This window comes from Microvirga sp. M2, from assembly GCF_047497095.1.
GTDB lineage: Bacteria > Pseudomonadota > Alphaproteobacteria > Rhizobiales > Beijerinckiaceae > Microvirga.
Genome location: NZ_CP134063.1, coordinates 3,615,222 through 3,641,067, shown reverse-complemented (window position 1 = coordinate 3,641,067; position 25,846 = coordinate 3,615,222). Strand labels below are relative to the sequence as shown.

Sequence of the window (25,846 nt, the reverse complement as noted above, 5' to 3'; positions counted from 1 at the left end):
ATGATCGCAGAAGCACACCATCACGCCTGGAGCCGGTTCGTATCGTGGGCGGTCTGCTCCACTGCCGGTTTGTTCCTGGCGCTGCTAGGCGGCCTTTACCTGATCGATCCTTATGACACGGGGCGGTCCCCGTTCTCGGGTGAGCCCAATCTTTACGGGCAGAAGGATGTCAATGCGACAGCCAGCGTCGGCCGCAGCCCGCAATTCAAGGCGGCGGTCATCGGCAACTCGACAATCGCTCTCATCAAGCCGTCGCGGCTGACCGAGCTCACAGGGCTTCCCTTCGCACAGCTCTCCGTGCCGGGGACACTGATTCCCGAGCAGATCACCGTCATGGACTGGTTCATGAAGCACCATGACGGCACGGCGGAGGCCCTGGTGATCAGTATCAACCGGGACACATGGTGCGCGCAGGATCCCAAGCGCGTGGGTGAGAACCCCTTTCCGTTCTGGCGTTTCAGCAACTCCCCCTTCGAATACGTCTCCGGTCTGCTCAGCGTCAGCAGCCTCGAGCAGGCGGGGCGACGTCTGGGTCTTATCCGAAGCGCGAAGGCGCAGTCGGCGATGGACGGCTATTGGGATTATGAGCCCTTCTATGCCGAGATCCTTGCGGATTCTCGACGCCGGCGCGAAGGCCTGTTCAAGCAGGGAAATGATCAGCGAGGTTATCCCGACGGATCGTTCCCGGCGGTCCAGGTGCTGGAAAAGAGACTGACGACTCTCCCTGCCGACGTTTCTGTCGTTCTGGTGTTCCCGCCCGTGTTCTCCGTAAAACAGCCGAAGCCGGGAACTCCGCGCTACACATCGGAACAGGCCTGCCGGCAAGCCTTCACCGATCTCGTGGCGAGGCGGCCTAACACGGCTGTGGTCGATTGGTGGCTTGATCGTCCGGAGCTGGAGAGAACCGATTTCTTCATCGACCAGATCCATTATCGCCACCCCATCGCGCGCAGGATGGAAGACGATATCGCCGCGGCGCTGCGACATCTTCGGGAGAGGGCATCGATGGCTTTCCCGCCCCGCACCCGCGCCTCATCGCAGGCAAGAGGCGCAGACGCGGGTGAGAAGGGAACCGGTATCTCCCTCTCGCGCATCGAGTGCGAAAAACCGGGTACCGGTTTGGCGTGAAAAGATGCTCAAGAGCAGAGACTGACAGCACCGGATGCAGGGTCGATTTCACGCCCTATGCCGTAGGACGTCGGCTGCTGCGTGGAATGGTGGGCGCGGCTGGGATTGAACCAGCGACCCCTACGATGTCAACGTAGTGCTCTCCCACTGAGCTACGCGCCCAGAACCCATAACGAAGGTTCCGCCGTGTGGGACGATGAGGAATTAAACCTCTAAGGCCTTGAGATCTTCCGTTCCGATGGGAAGCATTTGAAATGCCGCACATGTGCCGCCAAGTCTCGCCGAGACGAAGGCGTTCGGAGGGTCGATCCGAAAAGGTATGGAACCTTCAAGGAGGTCGATGGTGCTGCCAGAGAGGATCGAACTCTCGACCTCTCCCTTACCAAGGGAGTGCTCTACCACTGAGCTACGGCAGCCCGCCAACGAGGAGGGCCGCTTAGTGCCACAGCGCGGCCCTCTGTGCAAGATTGAAATCGATCTTTTATTCGGCGGCCTGCACTTTTTGGCCCAAGGGGAGTCTCAGGGCGCCCCAGACTTCCACAAGCGCTGCCCCCAGGGCGTTGACATGCGCGTCGGTGTGGAACGGCCCGGGCGTGATGCGCAGGCGCTCCGTGCCCCGTGGCACGGTGGGATAGTTGATCGGCTGAATATAGATTCCGTGCTTTTCCAGCAGGCGGTCCGAGGCGGCCTTGCAGGCCTCCGCGTTCCCGACCATGACGGGAACGATGTGGGTCACCGTATCCATGATCGGCAGGCCGAGGCCGCTGAGGACCTGCTTCGTGCGCGCCACCTGCCGCTGCTGCATCTGCCGCTCCTTGGAGGAGGCCTTCAGATGCCGAATCGAGGCGGTGGCGGCCGCGGCCACGGCCGGGGGGAGGGCGGTCGTGAAGATGAAGCCCGGGGCAAAGCTGCGCACGGCGTCCATCACGGCCTTCGTGCCGGTCAGATAGCCGCCCATCACGCCGAAGGCCTTGCCGAGGGTGCCTTCGATCACGTCGACCCGGTGCATCGCGCCGTCGCGCTCGGCGATGCCTCCGCCGCGGGGGCCGTACATGCCCACCGCATGGACCTCGTCGAGATAGGTCATGGCGTTGTAGCGCTCGGCCAGATCGCAGATGGCGTGAATCGGGGAGATGTCCCCGTCCATGGAATACACGCTCTCGAACACGATGAGCTTCGGCCGGTCGCCGGCGGCCTGGAGCAGCTCCTCCAGATGCGCGAGATCGTTATGGCGGAAAATCGCCTTGTCGCACCCCGACTGGCGCACGCCCTCGATCATGGAGTTGTGGTTCAGGGCGTCCGACAGGATCAGGCAGCCGGGAATCAGCTTCGCGAGCGTCGAGATGCCGGTCTGATTCGAGACGTAGCCCGAGGTGAAGACCAGGGCGGCGTCCTTGCCGTGCAGGTCGGCGAGCTCGGCCTCGAGCGCGACGATCGGATGGCTGTTGCCGGAAATGTTGCGGGTGCCGCCGGCGCCGGTGCCCAGCCGCCAGGCGGCCTCCACCATGGCGCGGGTCACGTCCCGGTTCTGGCCCATGCCGAGATAATCGTTCGAGCACCAGACCGTGATGGGGCGCGGGCCCTCGGGGCTGTGCCAGATGGCGTGGGGAAAGCGGCCCGCCTGCCGCTCGATCTCGGCGAAGACACGATAGCGACGCTCCGCCTGGAGGCGGTCGAGGGCTGACGTAAAATAGGTCTGATAATCCATCATCTCACCGGGTGGGCAACGCAATGCCGGGGATTGCGGCCCGGGGATTGTGCGCGCGCATTATGCCAGATGGCATTGATCCTGGTCAAAGGTCGAAACTTCGATATTGCGGTTGAGGGCCGCCTGCGAAGCCTTTATTGGACGAGGCGACGATGGGTCGCGTGAACCATGACTGACGGGAAATCGCAAGACAAGGCTGAGCGGCTTAAGGCGGCTTTAAAGGAAAACCTGAGAAAACGTAAGGCGCAGGCGCGCGGACGCCAGCAGGCGGCCAAGGCTGCCTCGACCGATGCGGAATGCTCCGATGTTGCGCCTGAACGCGACAAGCCGTCCGACTAGCCTATATTGTCAAGGACGCGCATAGCGTCGGCATTGACCAGTTCAAAAGGGGATAAGATTTCATGGATCGCATTCGCATCCGGGGCGGCGCGCCTCTCAATGGGTTGATTCCGATCTCCGGCGCCAAGAATGCGGCCCTGCCCCTCATGATCGCGAGCCTGCTCACCGAGGAGACCCTGGAACTCGGCAACGTCCCGAGACTTGCGGACATCTCCTCCCTCCTGCGGATCATGAGCAATTTCGGCCTCGACCATTCCATCGCGGGCCGCCGGCCCGGCCAGTCCTCGGAGACCGGCCAGACCATCCGCCTGACGGCCAGGACGATCATCGACACCTGCGCGCCCTACGAGCTGGTCTCCACCATGCGGGCCAGCTTCTGGGTCATCGCCCCGCTGGTCGCCCGATTCGGCCATGCCAAGGTCTCCATGCCGGGCGGATGCGCCATCGGCACCCGTCCGGTGGACCTTCTCATCATGGCTCTCGCCAGGCTCGGCGCGGCCATCGAGATCGAGGGCGGCTACGTGGTCGCGACCGCCCCCAAGGGCCTCCACGGCGCCGAGATCGATTTCCCGAAGGTGACGGTGGGCGGCACGCATGTGGCCCTGATGGCGGCGACGCTCGCCAAGGGCACCACCGTGATCCGCAACGCCGCCCGCGAGCCCGAGGTGGCAGATCTCGCCGAATGCCTCGTCAAGATGGGCGCCAAGATCACGGGGGCCGGGACCTCCGAGATCGTGGTCGAGGGCGTCACCAGCCTCCACGGGGCGTCCCATGACGTGATGCCCGACCGCATCGAGACCGGCACCTATGCCATGGCGGTGGCCATGACGGGCGGCGATCTGGTGCTGGAAAATACCCGTCCCGACTATCTGCAGGCGGCTCTCGACGCCCTCGGCCAGGCCGGGGTCGAGGTCTCCTCCACCCACAGCGGCATCCGTATCCGCCGCAACGGCAACGGCCTCCAGGCCGTGGATGTGACGACCGATCCTTTCCCCGGCTTCCCGACGGACCTGCAGGCGCAGTTCATGGCTCTCATGACCCGCGCCAACGGCACGTCGCGGATCCGGGAGACGATTTTCGAGAACCGGTTCATGCATGTGCAGGAACTGGCCCGCCTGGGCGCCCGGATCCGTCTCGACGGCGACAGCGCCTATGTGGACGGCGTTCCGGGCCTGAAGGGAGCGCCCGTGATGGCGACGGACCTGCGTGCCTCCGTCTCCCTCGTGATCGCCGGGCTCGTGGCCGATGGCGAGACCACCATCAACCGCGTCTATCATCTCGACCGCGGCTTCGAGGCCCTGGAGGCCAAGCTCGCCCGGTGCGGAGCCGCGATCGAGCGCCTGCGAGGCTGACGAGCGAAAGGCCATGCGGTTGGGCCGCCGCGCTTGCGGCCGCATGGCTTCCCTCGGTCGTTCCCATCTTCTTCGCCATCACCGCTGACGATTCAGGAACGAGCGCAGCGGCGACAGTGCACCTCATCCTGCATCGCCGGCGGTGATGAACCCGGGGCCCGCCAGCGGCGCCCCGGGCAATCCCTTTCGCCGTCAAGCCCTCGCGATCGGGCAAGCGCGCCTCTTGGGCGGAAAGTCCGAACCGGGGCGCCGGACCACAGGTTGCGCGGAGGGCAGGGGCTCTCTACCTAAACATCAAAGTTCAACATAGGTTTAGAGCCCAACATAGGTTAAGAGCCATGGACCTTCTGAGACTCGTTGCGTTCGACCCGGACGATCTGGCTGTCATCTCGACACACCTGCAGGATTCGCTCCTGCGGGTCGGGGATATCGTCTACCTGCCCAAGGAGCGCCGGTTCGCGATCCAGACGCGCCGGTACGATTGGGAGGCCGATACGCCCCAGCGCCGGCTGACCTGCATGCATTTCGAGCATGTGAAGGCGGTGCGCGTGCGCGGAATCGATCAGACCGACAAGGACGCCGTTCTTAACCTTCTTGCGATCGCATTCGAGGAGCGGGACTCCCCTTCCGGCACTGCCACCTTGATCTTTGCCGACGGCGGGGCCATCCAGGTGGACCTGGAGTGCATCGAAATGCAGATGAAAGACACCGGCCCCGTCTGGGCCGCCGAAAGCCGTCCCCAGCACGAAGACCTGGCTCAGGCGGAGCGTCTGTGATGGTTCTGCGGCTCGATACGCGGAACGCTTCGTTCCCGAGGGATTTCGCGGCCCTGCTTTCTGCCAAGCGCGAGGTGTCCGAGGACGTGGATCAGGCGGTCCGCGCCATCATCGAGGACGTGGTCGCCGGGGGCGACGAGGCGCTCATCGACTATACCTATCGCTTCGATGGTCTGGCGCTGCAGCCGGAAACGCTGCGGGTTTCCGAAGAGGAAATCAACGCGGCCGAGGGCCAGTGCTCGCAGGAGGCCCTCGACGCGCTCGCCCTCGCGAAGGAGCGCATCGAGACCTATCATCTCGCCCAGCGTCCCCAGGACAGCCAGACGACCGACGCTCTCGGGGTCACCCTCGGATGGCGCTGGACGGCGATCGAGTCGGTGGGGCTCTACGTTCCCGGCGGCCGCGCGAGCTATCCGTCCTCCGTCCTGATGAACGCCGTGCCGGCCAAGGTCGCGGGCGTTCCCCGCATCGCCATGGTGGTGCCGACGCCACGGGGCGAGACGAACCCGCTCGTGCTGGCGGCGGCGCGTCTGGCCGGCGTGGACGAGGTCTTCCGCATCGGCGGCGCGCAGGCCGTCGCGGCCTTGGCTTACGGTACGGAAACAGTGACACCGGTCGCCAAGATCGTCGGACCCGGCAACGCTTATGTGGCGGCCGCCAAGCGGCGCGTGTTCGGCCAGGTCGGCATCGACATGATCGCGGGCCCGTCCGAGGTGCTCATCCTCGCGGACGGACATGCCAATCCCGATTGGATCGCCGCCGACCTGCTGGCTCAGGCCGAGCACGATCCCGCGGCGCAATCGATCCTCGTGACGGACAGCCCCTCCCTGGCGAATGCCGTCGAGCGGGCGGTCGCGCATCAGCTCCAGACCCTGCCGAAGGCGGAGATCGCCGGGGCGAGCTGGCGCGATTACGGGGCGATCATTCTCATCGACACGCTCGAGAACGCGATCCCGCTCGTCGACCGCCTGGCCCCCGAGCATCTGGAGATCGAGACCGAGAATGCGGAGGAACTGGCGGGCCGGGTTCGCAATGCGGGCTCGATCTTTCTCGGCAGCCATACGCCCGAAGCCATCGGCGACTATGTGGGCGGCCCCAATCATGTTCTCCCGACGGCGCGTTCCGCACGATTCTCCTCCGGCCTCGGGGTGCTTGACTTCATGAAGCGATCCTCGATCCTGAAGTGCGATCCCGCTGCCTTGCGCGCGCTCGGCCCCGCAGCCATCGCTCTCGGGCGCGCCGAGGGGCTGGAGGGGCACGCCCGGTCCGTGGCGATCCGCCTGAACCTGTGAGGCCTGCGGAGGGGGGATGTCGAGCACAACGAAGGAGAGGTGCCGCCTCGTAGCGGTCACCCTCGACGAGGCATCCATCGGCCGCGGCAATCCCGATCAGGAGCATGAGCGGGCCATCGCCATCTACGACATTCTCGAGGAGAATTCCTTCTCCCTGCCGAACTACGAGGGCGGTCCTTACGTCCTGCGCATCTCCCTGATCGAGAAGAAGCTCTGCTTCGAGGTTTCGGCTCAGGACGGCGCGCATCTCGTGTCCCACCACCTGTCGCTCACGCCGTTCCGTAGGGTCATTCGCGATTACGAGATGATCTGCGAGAGCTATTATCAGGCTATCCGCTCCGCATCGCCCGCGCAGATCGAGGCCATCGACATGGGGCGCCGGGGCCTGCACAACGAGGCCGCCGAGCTGCTGCGGCAGCGCCTCGACGGCAAGCTCGATGTGGATTTCGACACCGCACGACGCCTGTTCACGCTGATCTTCGCGCTTCACTGGAAAGGCTGACGCTTGGAGGAAACGCCCCAGAAGCGGATCCACTCGGTTCTGTTCGTGTGCGCGATGAACGCTGTCCGCTCTCCCATGGCCGAAGCGATTGCCCGTCACTATTTCGGCCGGTCCATCTACGTGCAGTCCGCCGGCGTGCGCAAGGGCGAGACCGATGGCTTCATGGTGTCCACCCTTTCGGAAATCGGCATCGATGCATCCAAGCACAGGCCGCGTACCTTGGCGGAGCTGGAGGAATGGGAGGGGCTCAATTTCGACCTCATCATCTCGCTCTCGCCGGAGGCCCATCACGCCGCGCTCGAACTGACGCGCACCATCGCGGCGGATGTGGAGTATTGGCCGACGCCCGATCCGGCGATCGTGCAGGGCTCGCGCGATCATGTGCTCGACGCCTATCGCGACATCCGCGACGGGCTGATGTACCGCATTCGCACCCGGCTCAAGGGATCACAGAAAAGCCCTGATGACGGAAAGGGCGCCTAGGCCCGCGGCCAGGCCGAGAATGTCGACGCGCGTGGTCGCCATGGCGGCGACGGCCGCGCTCAGGGCCGCGAAGGCGGGCCAGCCGCCGTCGAGGGCCGCCGGCAGGATCGTCGCGACGATGATGGAGCCCGGAAGCGCGCGAAGCCCGCGTTCGATCCGCGGCGTGATCCGCACATGGCTCATCAGCACGAGGCCGCCGATGCGGCACAGGAACGTGATGAGCGCCATGGCCGCAATGGCGAGAGCCGAGCCCCAGGGACTCGCGATGAAGGCGCCAAACCCGCTCATTCGATCAGCATCCCGGCGATGACGCCGGCCAGGGCGCCGGCGACGATGTAGCCGTATCCCGGCAGGAGGGCATGGGTCACGAAGGACACGGCGCCCGCCACGAGCCAGGGCAGGGCGGGGCGTGCGCCCTTCCAGAGGGGAACCAGCATGACGCTGAAGAAGATCGGCATGACGAAATCGAGCCCGAACGTCTTCGGCTCGGGCACGAGCGCCCCGGCGAAGAAGCCGACGATCGTTGCGATCTGCCACACGATCCAGAGGATGAGGGCTGCGCCGAGAAGCACGCCGACGTCGCGCCCGCCTTCGTTGTAGTAGCGCGTGCCGACGAGCCAGCCCGCTTCCGTGATGAGGAAGAGATTGAGCAGGTTGCGGGCCATCGGCTCATGGCGCAGCCAGGGCTGGACGGTCGCGCCGAGCAGGATCATGCGCGCGTTCACGACGGCCGTGACGGTCATGATGGTGAGAATGGTCGTGGGCGTCCAGACCTGCTGCCAGACCTCGAGCCCGACCATCTGGGAGGCGCCCGCATACACGAAGGCGGAGAGGCCCATCGCCTCGGCGAGGGAGAGGCCTTTCTGGGCCGCCGCCGTGCCGAACGCGGCGGAGAACATGATGAAGCCGGGGAAGGCGGGCAACGCGGCGCGCGCGCCGTGGCGAAGGCCTGCCTGGGAAAAGAAAGGGCGGAGAGAGGAGTGCATGAGGGTTAAGCTCTCTGCCCTCCCGTCTCTCCGCCGTCAATCGACACGAAGGTCGAGTCCGGCGTTTCTCAACCGGCCATCGCGTTCACGTAGGGATAGATCTCGTGGAAGCCTTCATAGATCATCTTGAGGGCCACGTAGAGAATGATCGCCAGACCCGCATAGGCGATCCAGCGATAACGCTGGAGCAGGCGGGCGATGTAGGAGGCGGCAATGCCCATGAGGGCGATGGAGAGGAGCAGGCCGAACGCCAGGATGTAGGGATGCTCGCGCGCCGCTCCCGCCACGGCGAGCACGTTGTCGAGGGACATCGAGACGTCGGCGATCACGATCTGCCAGGCCGCCTGGGCGAAGGTCTTGCGCGGCGCGCCTCCGGCAACGGTGCCGTCGTGGTTCAGGTCCTTGTCTTCGAGCGCCTCTCCGGCGGCTGCCTCGTCCGCGTGGCTGGTGCGCAGCTCGCGCCACATCTTCCAGCAGACCCACAGCAGCAGAATGCCGCCGGCGAGGAGCAGGCCGACGATCTGGAGGAGCTGCGTCGTCACGAGCGCGAAGATGATGCGCAGGACGGTGGCCGCGATGACGCCGAGCAGGATGGCCTTGTTGCGCTGCTCCTTCGGCAGGCCGGCCGCGGCGAGGCCGATGACGATGGCATTGTCGCCGGCCAGAGCCAGGTCGATGCCGATCACCATCAGAAAGGCGATGATCTCGGGGGAGAGATATTGCGAGAGTTCGAACATGCGTTGCCTCATTGTCGGTTGAAGGGCAGCGCATAGAATTCTCTCGCGGAGACGATTGTCCCACACCGGATAGCCGGCTGGACCGGCCTCGGGTTCAGGTGCTCCCGTCTTCTTGAACGAATCCAGGCTGCCCTGGTTCATCCAGTCCGACATCGCCGCCCAAAGTATGAGCGACCAGAGGGGCCCGGCCTGGCTATAACGGCATTCATCTAGACAACATGGCGCGGCCGATCAAGCCGTCCCGTCCATGCGTTCAAGGGGTGCCTGTGCCGTATAAGGATCTTCATCCGGCTTCGTTCCAAGGGGCCAGTTCTGGAAAATCCCGTGAAACCGTCGAGAAAGCTTGGGGCCCCGGACGCTCGAAGCTTGATCCGGGCCGAGGCCTTGGGCACAACTCAAGCGGAACAATGAAGGCGGGTTAAGCGCCCGTCGGAGGTCAATCATGTCAGCTTCTCACGAAGGCTCCGGCGTGGCCGGACGCCATGGGGCGGTTCGCGCACCGCAGGGAATAGCCGGCGGCATTCTCCTGATCGCTCTCGCCGCGCTGGCGCTCTGGCTCACGCGGGAACTCGATCAGGGCACGCTCAACGCCATGGGGCCCGCGATGCTGCCGCGCTGGCTCGCCGTCGGGGTCGGCCTGTCCGGCCTGGCCCTGGTCGCCTATGGGTTCATCCGGGACGGGGAGCCGCTGGAGCGCTGGAGCCTGCGCGGTCCCTTCTTCATCATCCTGTCCATCCTGGCCTTCGCCGTGACGATCCGGCCGTTCTCGTTCGGCCCCCTGGCGCTGCCCGGCCTCGGCCTGGTGGTGGCGGGACCGCTCGGGATCATCCTCGGCGGATACGCCACGCCCGAGGCCCGTTTCAGGGAACTCCTCATCCTCAGCCTGAGCCTGACGCCGTTCTGCATGCTGCTCTTCGGCGACCTGCTCAATCTGCCGATCCCGGTCTTCCCGCAGGAGCTCGCCGGCCTCTTTCCAGCCGGATGGTCCCAGAAGGCGATCATGCGGGCCACCGCGGCCGTCCTGATCGTGGCCGCGATCGCAGTCTTCTTCGGGACGAAGGGATCCCGAAACACGACAATCGACATCGCCGACCACAGCGGGAGGATCTGATGGGTGACTTTCTGTCCAATCTGAGCCTCGGCTTCGGCGTCGCCTTGAGCCTGCAGAACCTGCTCCTCGCCTTTCTCGGCTGCCTCGTCGGCACCCTGATCGGCGTTCTGCCCGGCGTCGGTCCGATCGCCACCATCGCCATGCTGCTGCCCATCACCTTCGGGTTCGACCCGACGGGCGCCCTCATCATGCTGGCCGGCATCTATTACGGCGCCCAGTACGGCGGCTCGACCACGGCGATCCTGGTCAACATCCCGGGCGAGGCGACCTCCGTGGTGACGGCTCTCGACGGCCACCAGATGGCGCGCCAGGGCCGGGCCGGCGTGGCGCTCGGCATCGCGGCGATCGGATCCTTCTTCGCGGGAACGGTGGCGACCCTGGTCATCGCGGCGCTCGGCGCGCCGCTCACGGGCCTGGCCCTGATCTTCGGCCCGACCGAGTATTTCTGAGCTGGCCATGGGCATCTTCGGCATCGCCGAGATCATGCGCAACCTCGATCACACCGAGCACCGCGACGTGGTGCGCAAGGCCATCGGCCGCCTGCTGCCGAACCGGGAGGATTTCAAGCAATCCTACAAGCCCATCATCCGCGGCACGCTCATCGGGGCGATCCTCGGCATCCTGCCGGGCAACGGCGCGGTCCTCGGTCCGTTCGCGTCCTATACGTTCGAGAAGAAGATCGCGAAGGATCCGCGCCGTTTCGGCCGCGGCGCCATCGAGGGAGTCGCCGGCCCTGAATCGGCCAACAACGCCGGTGCCCAGACCTCGTTCATCCCGCTCCTGACGCTCGGCATCCCACCGAATGCCGTGATGGCCCTCATGGTCGGCGCCATGACTATCCACGGCATCATCCCGGGACCGCAGGTCATGACCAAGAACCCGAGCCTGTTCTGGGGCATGATCGCGTCCATGTGGGTCGGCAACCTGATGCTGCTCGTGATCAACCTGCCGATGGTGGGAATGTGGGTGCGCCTGCTGAAGGTGCCCTACAGGATGCTGTTCCCGGCCATCCTGATGTTCTGCTCCATCGGCATCTACTCGATCAACTCCCTGCCGACCGACGTGATGTTCATCGCTCTCTTCGGCCTCGTGGGCTATACGCTGATCAAGCTGGGCTTCGAGCCAGCCCCGATGCTGCTCGGCTTCGTGCTGGGCAAGCTGATGGAAGAGAACCTGCGCCGCGCCCTCATCCTGTCGCGCGGGTCGCTCTCGACCTTCATCGATCATCCGGTCAGCGCGGCGCTCCTCGCCGTGGCGGTCATCCTGCTCGTCGTGGCGCTCCTGCCCTCGATCCGAAAGGGCAGGGACGAGGTGTTCACGGAGTAGCTTGCCTTCGGGGCTGTCCTGCCCACAATGTAAACACATAACCATCCAAAGGGAGGAACTTGATGAAGAAGATCGCGCTGACCCTCGCGGCCGTGGCGGGCCTCGCCGCAACGGGCGCACAGGCTCAGGACTACCCGAGCCGTCCGATCACCATGATCGTGCCCTTCGCGGCCGGCGGGCCGACCGACGTCGTGGCCCGTATCGTGAGCGACCACATGTCCCGCACCCTCGGCCAGCAGATCGTGATCGAGAACGTGGCCGGGGCCGGCGGCACGACCGGCATCACCCGCGGGGCGCAGGCGCAAGCGGACGGCTATACGGTCATGATGGGCCACATGGGCACCCACGGCGCCGCGCCCGCTCTCTATCCCAACCTGAAATACGACCCCGCCAAGGATTTCGCGCCCATCGGCCTCGCGGCCGGCACCCCCATCGTCATCGTGGCCAAGAAGGACTTTCCGGCCAACGACCTGAAGGGCTTTCTCGACTACATGAAGACCAACGGCGACAAGGTGAACATGGCCCATGCGGGCGTGGGCTCCGTGTCGCATTCGACCGGCATCTTCTTCAACTCGGTCATCAAGGCCAAGCCCACCATGGTGGCCTATCGCGGGACCGGCCCGGCCCTGAACGATCTCATGGCCAACACGGTCGATTACATGACCGACCAGATCGTCAACGTGGCGCCGCAGATCCAGGGCGGCAACATCAAGGCCTTCGCCATCGCCACCCCCGAGCGCTCCCCGGTCCTGCCGAACGTTCCCACCACGAAGGAAGCGGGCCTCGACGGCTACGAGGTCAGCGCCTGGAACGCCGTGTTCGCGCCCAAGGGCACGCCTGCGGAGATCGTCAAGAAGCTCAACGACGCGCTCGCGAAGTCCCTCGACGACGAGAACACGAAGAAGCGTCTGCTGGAGCTCGGCGGCGTCATCCCGACGGCGGCGGAACGGACTCCGGAATCCCTCCAGAAGCTCGTGGAGAGCGAAGTGGCGCGCTGGACCCCGGTCCTCAAAGCCGCCGGAGCGTCCGCAGAGTAAAGTTTTGGCCAGCTAATCCCTTGAGGCGGCGGGCGAATTCGCCCGCCGTTGTCATTTCTGACCCTGCGACCGCAAAGAAGCCTTGAAATTGATCGCGGGCGCGATTACACCCTGCCTCACGTGCAGCCGTAGCTCAGTTGGTTAGAGCACCAGATTGTGGATCTGGGGGTCCCCCGTTCGAGCCGGGGCGGCTGTACCACTTCGATACCGAAGACACGAGTTCGATATCGAAAGCATAAGCCTCGCAGGTTCGAGGCATTTTTTCCGAATCGTTGGTGAAAATCGCCCGGGCGCTGTTCTCAGCGGGCGGCCGTCTGGCCTGCCGCCGCGGGCACGGGGCTCTTCGTCAGCACCATCTTGCCGGAGCGGCTGCAGGACACGGTGACGAAGCCATCGGAGGCATTGATCCGGACCGTCGTCTCGTCATCGTTGCTGACGGTTTGCACCGGAGCTTCGCCGGTTTCCTGCGCTGTTTCGGCAATGATCGAGAGGCAGTCCGAATAAGGCATGGCCGCAATGCGCGTGTTCGCTTCCTCGGCGCGCGCGGCGGCGCCGAGCGAAACCATTCCGAAGACGCCGAGCAGGGATGTCACCGCCAAGGCTCGCATCGACTTGTCCTCCTGACCTCTGGGAGATGACCATGCACGCGATCGTGCCGCCGTGCCGAAACGCACATCGAGGCAACGTCCCCGGTTCTGGGCCGTTCCTGGTGCCGATGTCGCAGGTCGACAGGCGCTATTTTTCCAGCGCCGCAAGCTTAGCAGCGCGATCCTTTCAGGCAGGCTAACGGCCTTCGCGGCCACGCTTCCGGACGAGCTTGGCCATGCGACATCATGATCCTTGCGCGCGCACCGCGAATGTAATTCTATCCGGGCATCGAGTCGCGCATCGATGCCGGTTCGTATCCGTCGACCGGGACCCGTGCCCCGGTTGGCGCGACAAGTGCTTTGTCCGGCTTTTCTTCGTCCGCTTTGCCTCCGGCCCTTCCGGGCCTTTTTCAAATCATTGCGTTCACCCGCGATTCATCCCGAAACCGTCAGGGGGTGGTCTCATGAAAACTTGCGGTCCCAATCTATTGCAGGATGCCCTTGAGCTGAGAGCGCATGTCAGGGGTCTCAAGGCCCTGCTCGAGTTTCAGCAGTGGCAGATCGAAGTGATGAACGACCGGCTCTATGCGTCGGAATCGGGGGGAAAGGCCGCCCGGCGATTGCTTGCGCTCAAACAGAGCGAGGCAGAGCGCGCGGGCCGGCGGCCATCGTCGATTCCTGACGGCACCGAGCCTCGAAGGGAGAAAGCGAGCCTCGCTTCGTGGGGCCGCTCCTCTTCTTCCTGAAGAGCGCATCGTTGTGTGTGGACCCGAAGGGCTGCTCTCGCGACCCGAAGGTCCCTGTGAGCGACCCAGAGGGCCGCGATGGCGAAAATCAGGTCCCCTTTTCGCCGACGCGGCCCTCTGGGTCCGCACGATGCTCCCTTCTGAGGTGAGCGCATCGTTCCTGCGAAAAACCGGGGCCACTTTTTCGCACGATGCGCTAGCGCCTCTGCTTCCTGTCCTTCAGGACATGATCGTCCAATGCGGGAAGGTTGAACTCACCCGGATTCCAGTGGGCCACCAGATCGGGGATGAGCTTGCTGGGGCTTGCCATGCCGAAGAGAAATCCCTGGCCGAGATCGCAGCCCTGGCTGCGCAGAAAGGCGGCCTGAACGGCCGTTTCGACGCCTTCCGCGACGGTCGTGATCCCGAGGCTCTTGCCCAGACTGACGACGGCCTGAAGAATGGCCGGATCGTCGGGATTGCTGGCCAGATCGTGCACGAAGGAGCGGTCGATCTTGATGATGTCCACCGGGAACTGCTTGAGGTGCGAGAGCGACGCATAGCCGGTTCCGAAATCGTCGAGCGCGATCTTCACGCCCTCGGCGCTGAGAGTCCGCAGGGTCTTTTCGATGAATTCCGCGCCTCGCCCGAGAAAGACCGTCTCGGTCACCTCGATCTCGAGGCAGTGGTTCGGAATATCCCCGCTCCGCAGGCGCTCGAGAATCCGTTCGGCGAAATCCATGCCCCTGAACTCGGCCGCGGATGCGTTGATGGCGATATGACCGAACGGAATGCCCGATTGCAACCAGCGGCGCATGTCGTCGAAGACCATGTCGTGCATCTGCTTGCTCAGCGCGACGGCAAGATGCGGGTCGTCGAAGGCGGCCTGGATGCTTGCGGGCAGTTCGATGCCGGCGCGCGGATTGCGCCAACGGAGGAGGGCCTCGAAGCCCGCGAGTTCGCCGGAGCTCAGATGCACCTTCGGCTGATAGAACGGCTCGATACTGCGCGTATCGATGGCTCCGCGCGCGTTGTTCCGCATCTCGGCTTTCTGCTGCGCCTCGGTGCGCATGGATGGTTCGAAAACCATGACCTTGTCCCGTCCTGTGGCCTTGGCGGTGTAGAGGGCGATGTCTGCCTGCTTCAGAAGTTCGGCGGATTCCTTGGCGTGATCCGGCCAGATGCTGGCCCCGATGCTGGCGCGGCAATCGAGGGTGCGCCCGGAAAAGGGAAGGGGCTTCTGCAGCTGCTCCTGAATGGGCGCGATGAGGGTCCTGATATCCTGCTCGCTCTCGATTTCGGGAAAGATGATGGCGAACTCGTCGCCGCCGTTGCGGGCGACGGTATCGATGGGACGCACGGCGGCGCAGAGACGGTTGGCGACCGCCTGCAGGACGGCATCTCCCGCGTCATGGCCGAGAGTGTCGTTGATTTCCTTGAGATGATCCACGTCGAGGATCACCAGACCGAGCTTGCGGTTGCGGCCGGCGGACCGCTCGAGAGCCCTGCCGAGCCGGATCTGGAAAAGGGCGCGGTTGGGCAGGCGCGTCAGATGATCATGGTGGGCCGCCCAGAGGATCTTCTCCTCGGCCTCCTTCTGGCTCGTGACGTCGCTGATGATCCCTTCCAGGAAGAGGGGGTCTCCCGATGGGCTGTAGATGCATCGGCCACGATCGACCATCCAGCGGATGTCGCCCGACTTCGTCCTGATGCGGTACACGATGTCGAAGACCTGCCGGCTCATGATACTGGCGAGAACCGCATCCTCGACCGTTTGGACATCCTCGGGATGGACGATCTCTCTCCAGCTGATTGTTCCTTGCAGGAATTCGCCCGCGGTATACTCGGTCAGGGTCTCGGCGCCTTCGCTGATCAAGGTGAAGCGCCATGGCGCGGCGATGTCGCCCTGATAGACGATCCCCGGCAGGTTATCGATGAAGCTCGCCAGCTGACGCTGGCTCTCGTGCGCCTTCTCCTCCGCCGTCTTTCGGGCATGGATGTCTTCGGCGACCGCAATCGAGGAAACGGGCTTTCCCGTGTCGTCGCAGACGAAGGACACGTTGACCGCGCACCAGACCGCCGTGCCGTCGGGGCGCAGATAACGCTTTTCGACCTGGAAGGGCGTGGCGCTCTCGAGATGCTTCCGGAATTGGGCCGTGTTCGACGCGATGTCGTCCGGATGCGTGAAGGCGCTCATCGGAAGGCCGTTCAGCTCCTCCCGGCTGCGGCCCACCATGTCGCAGAAGCGCTGATTGACCATCAGCACCCGCTCGTTCAGGTCCCGGTGCAGGATGCCCACCATGGTCTGACCGAAGACGGTGGCGAGCTGCTGCTCCCTCTCCTGGAAGGCCCCGGCCACGGCGCGCTGATCGTTGATGTTGCGGAAGATGACCATCAGATCGTCGCCCACGGGCGTGGCGTGAACCTCGTACCAGGAGGACAACGCTTCGAAATAGGCTTCGAAGATCCGCGTCGAGCGCTCTGTCACGGCGCCGCGATAGTTCTCCTCGAAGATCGTGCCGACGAGCTGGGGGAATCTGTCCCAGATGCAGGCGCCGAGGATATCGGCGTTCGCGGCCAGTTCCGTCGCGGCGCGGGCATTGCAGAACGTGAAGCGCCAGTCGCGATCGAGAAAGAAGACGCAATCGGTCGTCATCTCCACGAAAGAGCGGGCATAACTTGAGATTTTGAGAGAGGGGAGCGGCGATCGATCTTGAAACCGGGGTCTCGCGCGACCGCCGGAGAACCGCTGGCGCAGCCATGATTGGCCCCAAAAACGCATAGCTGCACTCTTAATGTCTGCCTGCCGCCGGATCGCCGGCGGCCGCAGGGTCTATCTCGGATTTCATTCGCCGATCCGGCGGGATGGGCAATCGTCGTGGATGCGCCGAATTATGACGCCGTCTTCGGACGGGAGGCAAGTCTTAAAAGAGGCGTGATTGTGTTCGTGTAACCCTTTGTCGTGCGATCCGTCCGTGCTCCCGTCCGGTGCGCAAAGACGAAAAGGGCCCGATGCGAGCATCGGGCCCCTCCTGCCGGTTTGATCCGGTCCGCTTCGTTGAATCAGTTGAACTTGGTTGAATTAGTTGAACTTGTAGTTCAGGCCGGCGCGGAACACGCCGAATTCCGTGTCGCGGCGGATGACGACGCGGTTGGCGAGAGCATAGTTGTCGCTCGTGTCGAGGTTCACGTAGAGGCCTTCGACCTTCGCGGTGAAATTGTCCGTGACGGCATATTCGACACCGCCACCCATGGTCCAGCCGCCGCTCGCGCTGCTGTCGCGGCGGTAGCCGAGCGCCGCGTCGAGACCCTTGTTGCCGCCGATGTCGCCATAGGCGAAGCCGAGCGTGCCGAACACGAGGGCGCGATCGATGGCAAGGCCCGCACGGGCGCGGACGGTGCCGAAGTAGCCGTCGTCCTCGCCCCGGTAATTGATGCCGCGATAGGTTGCGCTCTTGTCCCCGATGGCAGCGTACTGGAGGTCGGCTTCCGCGCCGACCACGAACATGCCGAGCTGGTAATTGTAGCCGCCCTGGATGCCGCCCAGGAAGCCGCTCTTGCGTCCGCCGCCGGTGACGTTGAAGGCCTCGTCATAAACCTGGCTGGCGCCGGTGCTGCGGCCGTAGCCGAGATTCACGCCGGCGTAAAACCCGCTCCAGGTGAAGACCGGCAGGGCATTGTAGGCGGGGGCCGGGGAGTAGCGGGAGGGCAGGTCGGCGGCCTGGGCGCTGGACACGATGCCGAAGGCGGCTGCGCCGGCGAGGAGATTGAGGGGGAGGGTACGCATCACTGTCATTCCGTTCCAAACATCGAAGCAGGGTAGGCATTAATTGCCTGTCCCGGGTGTCATAAGCCGGAGGGGGTACCTCTGCAATATGATTGCCTGTATTCGCTGGCGATATGCTTGATGATTTATGAATCTTTACTTTTTATAAACCATGAGAGACTGGAGTCGTTGCTGTCGCGATACTCCCGTTGCAAAAGGGCGCTCGGATTGAATTTGCCGAACCAAAGTTTAGAGACAAACTTCGCCCCGCTTCCAAGGCGGGGCTTTTTCTTGTCCGGCTTCGGGGGATCGTTCGGGGATCAGAGGCCATCCGCCTGACGGGACATGGCCTGGGACATGGCCTTGGACATGGCCTCGGCCTGCCGGGCGATCACGTCCACGTCCGCACTCATGGGCAGCGTTGCGGGATCGAGCTCGGACAGGGAAAACCAGCGCGCTTCGAGCGCGTCGTCGGCGGCCAGGGGGGCGCCCGAAAGCCAGCGGCACCGGACGGCGATCAGGACGTAGTGCTGGCGGATGCTCCCGTCGTCGCCGGGCACTGGAGCATCGGACCCAAAAGTGGAAACCACTTTTGGGATCGAATCCGATGCTCACTCCTAGAACAGCGCATCGTTCTTGCGAAAAACCGGATCCACTTTTTCGCATGATGCGCTAGGACGTCCAGGGCGGTGATGAGCTCCTGCGCCTCAGCGGCGATGCCGGTCTCCTCCCGGAGTTCCCGGATCGCGGCATCCGCGACCGTCTCGCCGAAATCGATCTTGCCGCCCGGGAAGCCCCAGAGTCCCGCATCGGGCGGATTGGCTCTGCGCACGAGAAGGGCGCGTCCCTCGTGAACGACGACGGCGATGACCGCCGGAACGGGGATGCGCGAATGAGAAAAGGCTTGGCCGGTCATGGCCAAGCCTTAAGGCATGAGGCGAATGTCCGATAGCGGGCAATCAGCGGGTCGGCCGCAGGAAGGCCGATTGCAGCGGCTCCACGCTCCGGGCCATCCAGCGGGCCGTTGCCTCGGCGACGTCCTTCCACGGGGCGGTGGCCGTCTCGAAGGCCTGCCGGGCTGCGCCGGTCTGAGCCTTGAAGCCTTCGGGGCCGCGGGAATTGTCGAGCGCCGTGCGCCACAGGTCGATGGCCGCATGGCCCTGGATCTGCAGGGCCTCGATGACTTTCTCGTTCACCTCGAGAGCGCCCTTGGCGGAGGCGGCGACCGTTTCGCGCATCGCCTGACGGATGACCTCGCCCTGATCGCGCAGGGACAAGGCGAAGGGCTCGCTCTCCGGCCCTGCGGCGGAAACGAAAGCCTTCGGGGCGGGCGCGGGTTCCGGGGCCCGCATCGTCTCCTTCGCTTCGGCAGCGGGCTTCGCGGCCAGCGCGATGAGATCGGCCTTCGGCGCGCTGATGAGATCGGCCTTCGGCGCGCTCTTGGCGTTGCGGGTCCTGGTCTTCCTGGTTTCCGTCATCGGGACGTCCTCGCGAGATTTCTGAGAAGGCGCTTACTTCTTCGAGCCCGGCTGCTTCATCGCCGTCTGGGCGAGGGAGCCGAACTCCTTCATCTGGCTCTGCATGGCCTCGAACTGGGTGCGCACGAACTCGGCCTGGATCTGCATGGCTTCCTGCATGTCCTTGGCGCGCACCATGCGCTGGGCGAGGTCGAACGCGGCCGAAAGGTTCTGCTCGGCATAGGTGAAGGTCTTGCGGGTTGCATCCTTCGCGCTCGCCTGGACCGTGTTGGCCGAGCCTTCGAAGGTGTCGACCGTCTTCTGGGCCGCGTTCATGAAGCCGTCGATGGCCTTGCGGGCCTGCTCGACGCTTTTTTCCGCGAGGTCCCGCATTTCGGCGGGGATTTCGTAAGGCTGGTTCGGGTTCGTCGCCATGGATCGCTCCTCTTTCAGATATTTGTGCAGTGCAATATCACATTGTGCGGTGCAAAATCAACCGTCTTCGGGCCTGAAGTATTAAGGTTACCTGAAAGTAAATGGATTCAAGAGCCCGGACCTGCTGCCACCTTGCCAACAATCGTCTAAAACCTTTTCCATAAGACTCTTCTATTTAGAGGTAGGATCGAGGCCGCCATGGACGGGGCTCCCAACCGATACGAAGCGCTGGTCGCACGGCTTTCCGCCGAACCGGATCTCGGCCTGATGGCCCGGCCCGGAGCGCCCGTTCTCGTCTGGGACCGCGCCGTCGAACGGCTTCTCTGGGCCTCGCCCGCCGCCGAAGGGCTGCGGGAGGCCTACACCGATGCAGCAGGGAGGCTCGCCCCCGGTCTTCGCGCCCGTGACCGCCTGAGAATCCTGGCCGGAGGAGCGGCGCCCCGTAAGGGAGCGCGCCTGGAGCGGCTTCGCCTCAACCCGATCCGCCCGTGGCAACCCGTCGCCTGCGCCTGCCGCCTGGCCGTTCTCGAGACGGGGGAGGAGGTTCTCGTGACGGCCCTGTTGGGGCCGGTCCCTCACGGCTTCGAGCGCCGGGACGCGACCGCCGTTTCGCCGCAGGATCGGCGGGAGGATCGGCGGGAGGATCGGCGGGAGGATCGGAATGCGGTTCCCGGGCCCGCGAGCGCGTCGTCGGAGGAGGCCCCGGCGCCCCAGGGCAAGCCGCCCGGCTCCGTCCGTTTCCTCTGGCAGGCCGATGCCCGGGGACGTTTCACCCAGGTGTCGCCGGCGCTCGCCGAAGCGGTCGGCCGGCAGGCCGGGTCGATCGTGGGACGGACATGGGACGACCTGACGGCGACGGTCGTGTCCGATCCCGGAGGGGAGATCGCCGGCCGCTTCGCCCGCCGTGAGACCTGGAGCGCCCGGACGGTCTATTGGGCCATGGACGATCGCGTCATGGAGGTGCCGGTCGATCTGGGCGGCATGCCGGTCTTCGGGGCCGGCCGCGAGTTCATCGGGTTCCGCGGATTCGGTCTGCTGCGCATGAGCGAGATGCGCGCGAGGGACGGAGCGATCCGTCCCGTCGCCGAGGCCGAGACCTACCTCACGGATGCTGCCCTGCCATTCTCTCCGCCCGAAGAGACGCAGCCGGAAGAACCGGAGGCCACGGAGGGCGCCCCCCGAGAGGACGAGAACTGGTTCGCCCACTTGCGCGACCGGGTGGCGGAAGCGCTCTCGGGCCCCAAGCCTGCCGGCCGATCCCCGGCGGCCGATGAGAGCCCGCAAAAGGGCGCCATCGGCGAGAACGCGCGTCCGGGCCCCACCCCCGGCCTGTCGTCCGCAGAGCGCAGCGCCTTTCGCGAGATTGCGCGCGCTCTGGGGGCGCGGCTTGAGGAAAAGAGCTCCGAAGCCGCAGCTCCTCTCGCGGCGGCGAGCCCGCACGAAGAGGCCGCCGCCGATCTCGCGGGCCCCGTCGAGGGCGCGCCGGCAGCATCGGTCGGATCCTCGTCCTCCGACAGGTCCGACCGGATCCTCGACCGTCTCCCGGTCGGCATCATCGTTCATCGCGACGAGACCATTCTGTTCGCCAACCGCTTCCTCCTCGATCTGACCGGTTATCCGACGGCCGAGGAGATCATGGGCGAGGGCGGTCTCGTGCAGCTGTTTCGCGGCTCTCCCGCCCTGAACCCGTCCGCAGAGGACGATACGCGGCTCTCGCTCACGACGCGCGACGGCGCGACCGTTGCGGTCGCCGTGCGGGGATCGGAGAGCGAGTGGAACGGCGGGCAGGCGCAGCTCATGCTCATCCGCAGGTCGTTCGGCCGGGATCAGGCATCGGGCGCGCAGGACAGCCGCGTGCTGGAACTGGAATCGATCCTCGATACGGCCACCGACGGCGTCATCCTGTTCGACGAGACCGGCCGGATCCTGACCCTGAACCGCTCGGCCGAAGCGCTGTTCGGCTATCATCAGCGGGAGGTCGCAGGCAGCGCGATCACGGTTCTGCTCGCGCCCGAAAGCCACAAGGAAGCGCTCGACTACCTCGAGGGCCTGCGCTCGCCCGGAGTCGCCGGGCTGCTGAACGACGGCCGCGAAGTGCTGGGCCGCGAGCGGCAGGGCGGCACCATCCCGCTCTTCATGACCATGGGGCAGGTAGGGGCCGCCGCGGAAGGGGGCGCGGGCCGCAAGTTCTGCGCCGTGCTGCGCGACATGACCACCTTCAAGAAAACGGAGGGCGAGCTCGTCGGCGCCCGGCGCGCGGCGGAGCAGGCGAGTGCCCAGAAATCCGATCTTCTCGCCAAGATCAGCCATGAGATCCGCACGCCGCTCAACGCGATCATCGGCTTTGCCGAGGTGATGCTGGAAGAGCGCTTCGGTCCGATCGGGAACGAGCGCTACAAGGAATATCTGCGCGATGTTCACGCCTCGGGATCGCATGTGATCAGCCTCGTGAACGACCTGCTCGATCTGGCGAAGGTCGAGGCGGGCCGTCTCGAACTGTCGTTTACCGGCGTCAATCTCAACGACCTCGTGTCGGGCTGCGTGACCCTGCTTCAGCCGCAGGCCATGCGGGACCGGATCGTCGTGCGCACGAGCTTCGCGTCCAGGATTCCGCAGGTGGCGGCGGACGAGCGCTCCATGCGCCAGATCGCACTCAATCTCGTGTCCAACGCCATCAAATTCACGGATGCGGGCGGGCAGGTGATCGTCTCGACCGCCATGACGGACCGGGGCGAGGTGGCGTTCCGTGTGCGGGATACGGGCATCGGCATGACACCGGAGGAGGTCGAGGCGGCGCTCGAACCGTTCCGCCAGCTCGCGACCTCCCGCAGGCCCGGTGGAACGGGCCTCGGGCTTCCGCTTACCAAGGCCCTCGTCGAGGCCAATCGCGGCGCCCTGCAGATCACGAGCAGTCCCAAGGAGGGCACGCTCGTGGAGGTGATCTTCCCGCCGACCCGGGTGCTGGCGGAGTAGCCTCCGCGCGGTCGCCGGAATTGATCCAACGCATTTGACCCTCGGGTCTCGGACGTTACAGTATCGGACGTGACATCGAACTCACATCCGATGCTGTAACATTTTGATCCTGAGCATCTTTCCACGCAAAGCCGGTTCCCACTTCTGCGTTCGATGCTCTAGCTTCGGAGAGTTGCAACAGGCATCGGACCGGCGCGGGCCTCCGATCCCGCCCGATGCGCCAAGGTTCCTGCGAGACGAAGGATCGCCTCATGTCCACCTATCGGCTCGACACTCTGTTTTCCCCGCGGTCGATCGCCGTCGTCGGGGCGAGCCCGCGCGCCCGCTCTCTCGGGCTGACGTTCCTGAGGAACCTGATCCAGGGCGGGTTCGCGGGCGCGCTTTATCCCGTCAACCCGCACCATGACGAGGTCGAGGGCAAGCCCTGCTATCCCTCCATCGCCAAGCTCCCCGACACGCCCGATCTCATCGTCGTCGCTGTGCCGCCCCGCAGCGTGCTGGGCGTGATCGAGGATGCGGGACAAAGAGGGGTCGCCGCCGCCATCATCGCGACGACCGGTCTCGGCTACGGCGCGGATTCCCTGTCGCAGCAGGTGAGGCTCGCCGCGCGGCGCTACGGCCTGCGCATCGTGGGCCCCAATTGCATCGGCGTTCTGTCGCCGCGCGTGCGCATGAATGCGAGCTTCGCGGCGCACGACGCGAAGCCCGGGGATCTCGCGCTCATCTCGCAATCGGGCGCTGTGGCGGTCGGTCTGGTGGAATGGGCGGCGAAGCGGCAGGTCGGCTTTTCCGCCATCGTGTCCCTGGGCGACAAGATGGATGTCGATTTCAGCGATTGCCTCGATTTCTTCTCCGCGGACGCGGGCACCCGCGCGATCCTGCTCTACATCGAGTCGATCGACAACGCGAAGAAGTTCATGTCGGCGGCGCGCGCCGCGGCGCGCATCAAGCCCGTCGTGGTGATCAAGGCGGGCCGCCATGTCCAGGGGGCGAAGGCGGCCGCGACCCATACCGGCGCCCTGGCCGGTTCCGATGCGGTTTACGACGCCGCATTCCGCCGGGCCGGCCTGCTGCGGGTGCTGGATCTCGATCAGCTCTTCGCGGCGGCCGAGACTCTCGGGCGGCAGAAACCGTTCCCCGGCAACCGCCTCGCGCTTCTCACCAACGGCGGCGGCGTCGGCGTTCTCGCGACCGACCGTCTCATCGACATGGGCGGAGTGCTTGCCGAGCTTTCGCCCCAGACGTTTGCCCAGCTGAACGCCATCCTCCCGCCGACATGGTCTCAGTCGAACCCCGTCGACATCATCGGCGACGCGGATCCCGCCCGCTATGCCGGCGCGCTCGAAGCGCTGCTCGCCGATCCGGGGAACGACGCCGTCCTCATCCTGAACGTGCCGACAGCCGTTGCGAGCGCGGCCGATGTGGCGCGAACCGTGACGGAGGTCATCAGGCGCCATCGCGCCAAGGGGTTCCAGCAGAAGCCGGTCTTCGCGGCCTGGATCGGCGAGGATCCGGATTCGGCGCGGGTTTTCGAGGCCGCGCGGATTCCCCATTACGCGACCGAAGCCGATGCGGTGCGGGGCTTCATTCAGCTTGTGCGCTATCGCCAGGCGCAGACGGAGCTGATGGAGACCCCCGACAACCTGCCGCATGACTTCTCGCCGGACCCGGAGGCCGCGCGCGCGATCGTCGCTCAGGTGCTGGCTGAGAACCGCCGCTGGCTCAATCCCCTCGAGGTCGATGCGCTTCTCCGGGCCTACGATATCCCCACGGCCCCGGTGATGCTGGCGACGACGCCGGGGGAGGCGGTCGAAGCCGCAAGGTCCATCATCGCCGAGGGCGGCCGCGTGGCGGTCAAAGTGCTCTCGCCCGATATCGTGCACAAATCCGACATCGGCGGCGTCCAGCTCGATCTCACGACGGAGGAATCGGTGCGCAAGGCGGCGGCCGATATCTTTGAGCGCGCCGCACGCCTGCGGCCGGATGCGGCGATCACCGGCGTCATGGTTCAGCCGATGGTGCGCCGGGCCAAGGCGCGCGAGCTGATCGCGGGCCTCGCCGACGATCCGGCCTTCGGTCCGGTCGTGCTGTTCGGGCGCGGCGGAACGGCCGTGGAGGTCATCAACGACAGGGCGCTGGCCCTGCCGCCCCTCGATCTGAAGCTCGCGGACGATCTCATCGCCCACACCCGCGTCGCGCGCCGTCTCAAGGCCTATCGCGACGTGCCCGCCGCCGACGAGCGTGCGATCGCGCTCACCCTCGTGAAGATCGCGCAGCTCGCCGCCGACGTGCCGGAGGTGCGGGAGCTCGACATCAATCCGCTGCTGGCCGATCACACGGGCGTCATCGCGGTCGACGCCCGCGTGCTCGTGGCCCCGGAGGTCAGGAAGGGGAGCGGCCATCCGCGCTTCGCCGTCAGGCCCTATCCGACGGAGTGGGAGCGCATGATCACCCTGCGCAACGGACGCAAGGCTTTCGTGCGTCCCGTCAGGCCCGAGGACGAGGAAGCGTTCAAGCGGTTCTTCGAGAAGATCACGCCGGAGGATCTGCGCCTTCGCTTCTTCGCACCCGTCCGCGACTTCAGCCACACCTTCCTGGCGCGTCTGACGCAGCTCGACTATGCCCGCGCCATCGCGTTCGTGGCCTTCGATGAAGCGACCGGTGAGATGATGGGCGCCGTGCGCGTGCATGCGGACGCAAACCATGAGACGGGCGAATACGGCATTCTCCTGCGCTCCGATCTCAAGGGGATGGGCCTTGGATGGACCCTCATGCGTCAGATGATCGAATGGGCGAAGGTGGAGGGACTGCGCGAGGTCGAGGGACAGGTTCTCCGCGAGAACAGCACGATGCTCGACATGTGCCGCGATCTCGGCTTTTCCGTGCGGGCCGACCCCGACGATCCGGAGCTGCGTCTCGTGACGCTTCCCATCGCGTCCATCGAGGAGCCCGGGAAGCTGGCGGATGCTCCTTAGAGCCTCGAACGCAAAAGTGGGAACCGGTTTTGCGTGAAAAGATGCTCAAGCAAGGAGAGCCTCGAACGCGGGAAGTGGGAACCGGTTTTGCGTGAAAAGATGCGTTCTTTCCAAGAAGGAAGCAGCGTGCGGACCCGGCAGGCCGCGCGAT

General features: G+C 65.3%; 22 protein-coding genes, 3 tRNA genes and 1 pseudogene. 13 read left to right on the top strand and 13 right to left on the bottom strand.

The window, feature by feature from the left end; genetic code table 11:
- Nucleotides 1-1,128 carry a hypothetical protein gene (locus RE429_RS17315; RefSeq protein ID WP_414471944.1) on the top strand — a complete coding sequence of 376 codons (1,128 nt, stop codon included), beginning with the start codon at nt 1-3 and terminating at the stop codon, nt 1,126-1,128.
- Between the two features lie 87 nt (nt 1,129-1,215).
- Here the strand turns inward: RE429_RS17315 and RE429_RS17310 are convergent.
- From RE429_RS17310 to hemA, 3 genes are all read right to left on the bottom strand, one after another.
- Nucleotides 1,216-1,290 (bottom strand) — tRNA-Val (locus tag RE429_RS17310).
- Nucleotides 1,291-1,469: 179 nt separating this feature from the next.
- Nucleotides 1,470-1,544 (bottom strand) — tRNA-Thr (locus tag RE429_RS17305).
- A 65-nt stretch (nt 1,545-1,609) separates the two neighbouring features.
- A complete protein-coding gene (gene hemA / locus RE429_RS17300; RefSeq protein WP_414474234.1) occupies nt 1,610-2,836 on the bottom strand; it encodes a 5-aminolevulinate synthase in 1,227 nt (408 codons plus the stop codon).
- A gap of 168 nt (nt 2,837-3,004) precedes the next feature.
- Between hemA and RE429_RS17295 the strand changes: the two genes are divergently transcribed.
- The 6 genes from RE429_RS17295 to RE429_RS17270 all read left to right on the top strand — a co-directional run bounded on the left by RE429_RS17295 (nt 3,005) and on the right by RE429_RS17270 (nt 7,580).
- A complete protein-coding gene (locus tag RE429_RS17295) occupies nt 3,005-3,175 on the top strand; it encodes a hypothetical protein (RefSeq protein WP_414471943.1) in 171 nt (56 codons plus the stop codon).
- A 62-nt stretch (nt 3,176-3,237) separates the two neighbouring features.
- Nucleotides 3,238-4,527, top strand: a complete 1,290-nt coding sequence (murA, locus tag RE429_RS17290; RefSeq protein WP_414471942.1) for a UDP-N-acetylglucosamine 1-carboxyvinyltransferase — start codon at nt 3,238-3,240, stop codon at nt 4,525-4,527.
- Nucleotides 4,528-4,865: 338 nt separating this feature from the next.
- Nucleotides 4,866-5,303, top strand: coding sequence for a DUF2948 family protein (locus tag RE429_RS17285; RefSeq protein WP_414471941.1), 438 nt, complete (start codon nt 4,866-4,868; stop codon nt 5,301-5,303).
- Nucleotides 5,303-6,595: a histidinol dehydrogenase gene (gene hisD, locus RE429_RS17280; protein ID WP_414471940.1), complete on the top strand. Its 1,293-nt coding sequence runs from the start codon at nt 5,303-5,305 to the stop codon at nt 6,593-6,595. The genes RE429_RS17285 and hisD overlap by 1 nt, the downstream gene beginning before the upstream one ends.
- 16 nt (nt 6,596-6,611) lie before the next feature.
- Entirely contained in the window at nt 6,612-7,097 is a 486-nt protein-coding gene (locus RE429_RS17275) for a UPF0262 family protein (protein ID WP_414471939.1), read from the top strand.
- A gap of 54 nt (nt 7,098-7,151) precedes the next feature.
- Nucleotides 7,152-7,580, top strand: coding sequence for a low molecular weight phosphatase family protein (locus RE429_RS17270; RefSeq protein ID WP_414474233.1), 429 nt, complete (start codon nt 7,152-7,154; stop codon nt 7,578-7,580).
- Here RE429_RS17270 and RE429_RS17265 read toward each other — a convergent pair.
- From RE429_RS17265 to RE429_RS17255, 3 genes are all read right to left on the bottom strand, one after another.
- A complete protein-coding gene (locus RE429_RS17265) occupies nt 7,545-7,868 on the bottom strand; it encodes an AzlD family protein (RefSeq protein ID WP_414471938.1) in 324 nt (107 codons plus the stop codon). The two genes, RE429_RS17270 and RE429_RS17265, sit on opposite strands and share 36 nt — an antisense overlap.
- Nucleotides 7,865-8,566, bottom strand: coding sequence for an AzlC family ABC transporter permease (locus tag RE429_RS17260; RefSeq protein WP_414471937.1), 702 nt, complete (start codon nt 8,564-8,566; stop codon nt 7,865-7,867). The genes RE429_RS17265 and RE429_RS17260 overlap by 4 nt, the downstream gene beginning before the upstream one ends.
- 68 nt (nt 8,567-8,634) lie before the next feature.
- Complete coding sequence (locus RE429_RS17255) at nt 8,635-9,303, bottom strand: TerC family protein (protein WP_414471936.1); 669 nt, start codon at nt 9,301-9,303, stop codon at nt 8,635-8,637.
- Between the two features lie 442 nt (nt 9,304-9,745).
- Here RE429_RS17255 and RE429_RS17250 point away from each other — a divergent pair, with 442 nt between their 5' ends.
- The 4 genes and pseudogenes from RE429_RS17250 to RE429_RS17235 all read left to right on the top strand — a co-directional run bounded on the left by RE429_RS17250 (nt 9,746) and on the right by RE429_RS17235 (nt 12,976).
- Entirely contained in the window at nt 9,746-10,414 is a 669-nt protein-coding gene (locus RE429_RS17250; RefSeq protein ID WP_414471935.1) for a tripartite tricarboxylate transporter TctB family protein, read from the top strand.
- Nucleotides 10,414-11,740 (top strand): annotated as a pseudogene (locus RE429_RS17245) (tripartite tricarboxylate transporter permease). Before RE429_RS17250 ends, RE429_RS17245 begins: the two are co-directional and overlap by 1 nt.
- Nucleotides 11,741-11,802: 62 nt before the next feature.
- Nucleotides 11,803-12,777 (top strand): tripartite tricarboxylate transporter substrate-binding protein, encoded by a 975-nt coding sequence (locus RE429_RS17240; protein ID WP_414471934.1) that lies wholly within the window; start codon nt 11,803-11,805, stop codon nt 12,775-12,777.
- A 122-nt stretch (nt 12,778-12,899) separates the two neighbouring features.
- Nucleotides 12,900-12,976 (top strand) — tRNA-His (locus RE429_RS17235).
- Between the two features lie 100 nt (nt 12,977-13,076).
- On the opposite strand, the gene RE429_RS17230 is transcribed toward RE429_RS17235, so the two are convergent.
- The 7 genes from RE429_RS17230 to RE429_RS17200 form a co-directional block, all read right to left on the bottom strand.
- The gene (locus tag RE429_RS17230; RefSeq protein ID WP_414471933.1) at nt 13,077-13,385 is read right to left on the bottom strand and encodes a hypothetical protein; all 309 of its coding nucleotides are present in this window, start codon (nt 13,383-13,385) and stop codon (nt 13,077-13,079) included.
- 921 nt (nt 13,386-14,306) lie between these two features.
- The gene (locus tag RE429_RS17225; protein WP_414471932.1) at nt 14,307-16,745 is read right to left on the bottom strand and encodes an EAL domain-containing protein; all 2,439 of its coding nucleotides are present in this window, start codon (nt 16,743-16,745) and stop codon (nt 14,307-14,309) included.
- A 426-nt stretch (nt 16,746-17,171) separates the two neighbouring features.
- The gene (locus tag RE429_RS17220) at nt 17,172-17,876 is read right to left on the bottom strand and encodes an outer membrane protein (RefSeq protein WP_414471931.1); all 705 of its coding nucleotides are present in this window, start codon (nt 17,874-17,876) and stop codon (nt 17,172-17,174) included.
- Nucleotides 17,877-18,175: 299 nt separating this feature from the next.
- On the bottom strand, nt 18,176-18,415 hold the full coding sequence (locus tag RE429_RS17215) for a hypothetical protein (RefSeq protein ID WP_414471930.1): 240 nt from the start codon (nt 18,413-18,415) through the stop codon (nt 18,176-18,178).
- Nucleotides 18,373-18,771: an NUDIX hydrolase gene (locus RE429_RS17210; protein ID WP_414471929.1), complete on the bottom strand. Its 399-nt coding sequence runs from the start codon at nt 18,769-18,771 to the stop codon at nt 18,373-18,375. The genes RE429_RS17215 and RE429_RS17210 overlap by 43 nt, the downstream gene beginning before the upstream one ends.
- A gap of 43 nt (nt 18,772-18,814) precedes the next feature.
- Nucleotides 18,815-19,333: a phasin family protein gene (locus tag RE429_RS17205; RefSeq protein ID WP_414471928.1), complete on the bottom strand. Its 519-nt coding sequence runs from the start codon at nt 19,331-19,333 to the stop codon at nt 18,815-18,817.
- 33 nt (nt 19,334-19,366) lie between these two features.
- Nucleotides 19,367-19,747: a phasin gene (locus RE429_RS17200; RefSeq protein WP_414471927.1), complete on the bottom strand. Its 381-nt coding sequence runs from the start codon at nt 19,745-19,747 to the stop codon at nt 19,367-19,369.
- 198 nt (nt 19,748-19,945) lie between these two features.
- Here RE429_RS17200 and RE429_RS17195 point away from each other — a divergent pair, with 198 nt between their 5' ends.
- On the top strand, nt 19,946-22,720 hold the full coding sequence (locus tag RE429_RS17195) for an ATP-binding protein (protein ID WP_414471926.1): 2,775 nt from the start codon (nt 19,946-19,948) through the stop codon (nt 22,718-22,720).
- A 251-nt stretch (nt 22,721-22,971) separates the two neighbouring features.
- Nucleotides 22,972-25,695 (top strand): GNAT family N-acetyltransferase, encoded by a 2,724-nt coding sequence (locus tag RE429_RS17190; RefSeq protein WP_414471925.1) that lies wholly within the window; start codon nt 22,972-22,974, stop codon nt 25,693-25,695.
- Nucleotides 25,696-25,846 lie beyond the last annotated feature (151 nt).

Bases quoted from the DNA above. Each gene is read 5' to 3' on its own strand.
- RE429_RS17315 (WP_414471944.1), top strand. From the start codon at position 1: ATGATCGCAGAAGCACACCATCACGCCTGGAGCCGGTTCGTATCGTGG.
- hemA (WP_414474234.1), bottom strand. From the start codon at position 2,836: ATGGATTATCAGACCTATTTTACGTCAGCCCTCGACCGCCTCCAGGCG.
- RE429_RS17295 (WP_414471943.1), top strand. From the start codon at position 3,005: ATGACTGACGGGAAATCGCAAGACAAGGCTGAGCGGCTTAAGGCGGCT.
- murA (WP_414471942.1), top strand. From the start codon at position 3,238: ATGGATCGCATTCGCATCCGGGGCGGCGCGCCTCTCAATGGGTTGATT.
- RE429_RS17285 (WP_414471941.1), top strand. From the start codon at position 4,866: ATGGACCTTCTGAGACTCGTTGCGTTCGACCCGGACGATCTGGCTGTC.
- hisD (WP_414471940.1), top strand. From the start codon at position 5,303: ATGGTTCTGCGGCTCGATACGCGGAACGCTTCGTTCCCGAGGGATTTC.
- RE429_RS17275 (WP_414471939.1), top strand. From the start codon at position 6,612: ATGTCGAGCACAACGAAGGAGAGGTGCCGCCTCGTAGCGGTCACCCTC.
- RE429_RS17270 (WP_414474233.1), top strand. From the start codon at position 7,152: ATGAACGCTGTCCGCTCTCCCATGGCCGAAGCGATTGCCCGTCACTAT.
- RE429_RS17265 (WP_414471938.1), bottom strand. From the start codon at position 7,868: ATGAGCGGGTTTGGCGCCTTCATCGCGAGTCCCTGGGGCTCGGCTCTC.
- RE429_RS17260 (WP_414471937.1), bottom strand. From the start codon at position 8,566: ATGCACTCCTCTCTCCGCCCTTTCTTTTCCCAGGCAGGCCTTCGCCAC.
- RE429_RS17255 (WP_414471936.1), bottom strand. From the start codon at position 9,303: ATGTTCGAACTCTCGCAATATCTCTCCCCCGAGATCATCGCCTTTCTG.
- RE429_RS17250 (WP_414471935.1), top strand. From the start codon at position 9,746: ATGTCAGCTTCTCACGAAGGCTCCGGCGTGGCCGGACGCCATGGGGCG.
- RE429_RS17240 (WP_414471934.1), top strand. From the start codon at position 11,803: ATGAAGAAGATCGCGCTGACCCTCGCGGCCGTGGCGGGCCTCGCCGCA.
- RE429_RS17230 (WP_414471933.1), bottom strand. From the start codon at position 13,385: ATGCGAGCCTTGGCGGTGACATCCCTGCTCGGCGTCTTCGGAATGGTT.
- RE429_RS17225 (WP_414471932.1), bottom strand. From the start codon at position 16,745: ATGACGACCGATTGCGTCTTCTTTCTCGATCGCGACTGGCGCTTCACG.
- RE429_RS17220 (WP_414471931.1), bottom strand. From the start codon at position 17,876: ATGCGTACCCTCCCCCTCAATCTCCTCGCCGGCGCAGCCGCCTTCGGC.
- RE429_RS17210 (WP_414471929.1), bottom strand. From the start codon at position 18,771: ATGACCGGCCAAGCCTTTTCTCATTCGCGCATCCCCGTTCCGGCGGTC.
- RE429_RS17205 (WP_414471928.1), bottom strand. From the start codon at position 19,333: ATGACGGAAACCAGGAAGACCAGGACCCGCAACGCCAAGAGCGCGCCG.
- RE429_RS17200 (WP_414471927.1), bottom strand. From the start codon at position 19,747: ATGGCGACGAACCCGAACCAGCCTTACGAAATCCCCGCCGAAATGCGG.
- RE429_RS17195 (WP_414471926.1), top strand. From the start codon at position 19,946: ATGGACGGGGCTCCCAACCGATACGAAGCGCTGGTCGCACGGCTTTCC.
- RE429_RS17190 (WP_414471925.1), top strand. From the start codon at position 22,972: ATGTCCACCTATCGGCTCGACACTCTGTTTTCCCCGCGGTCGATCGCC.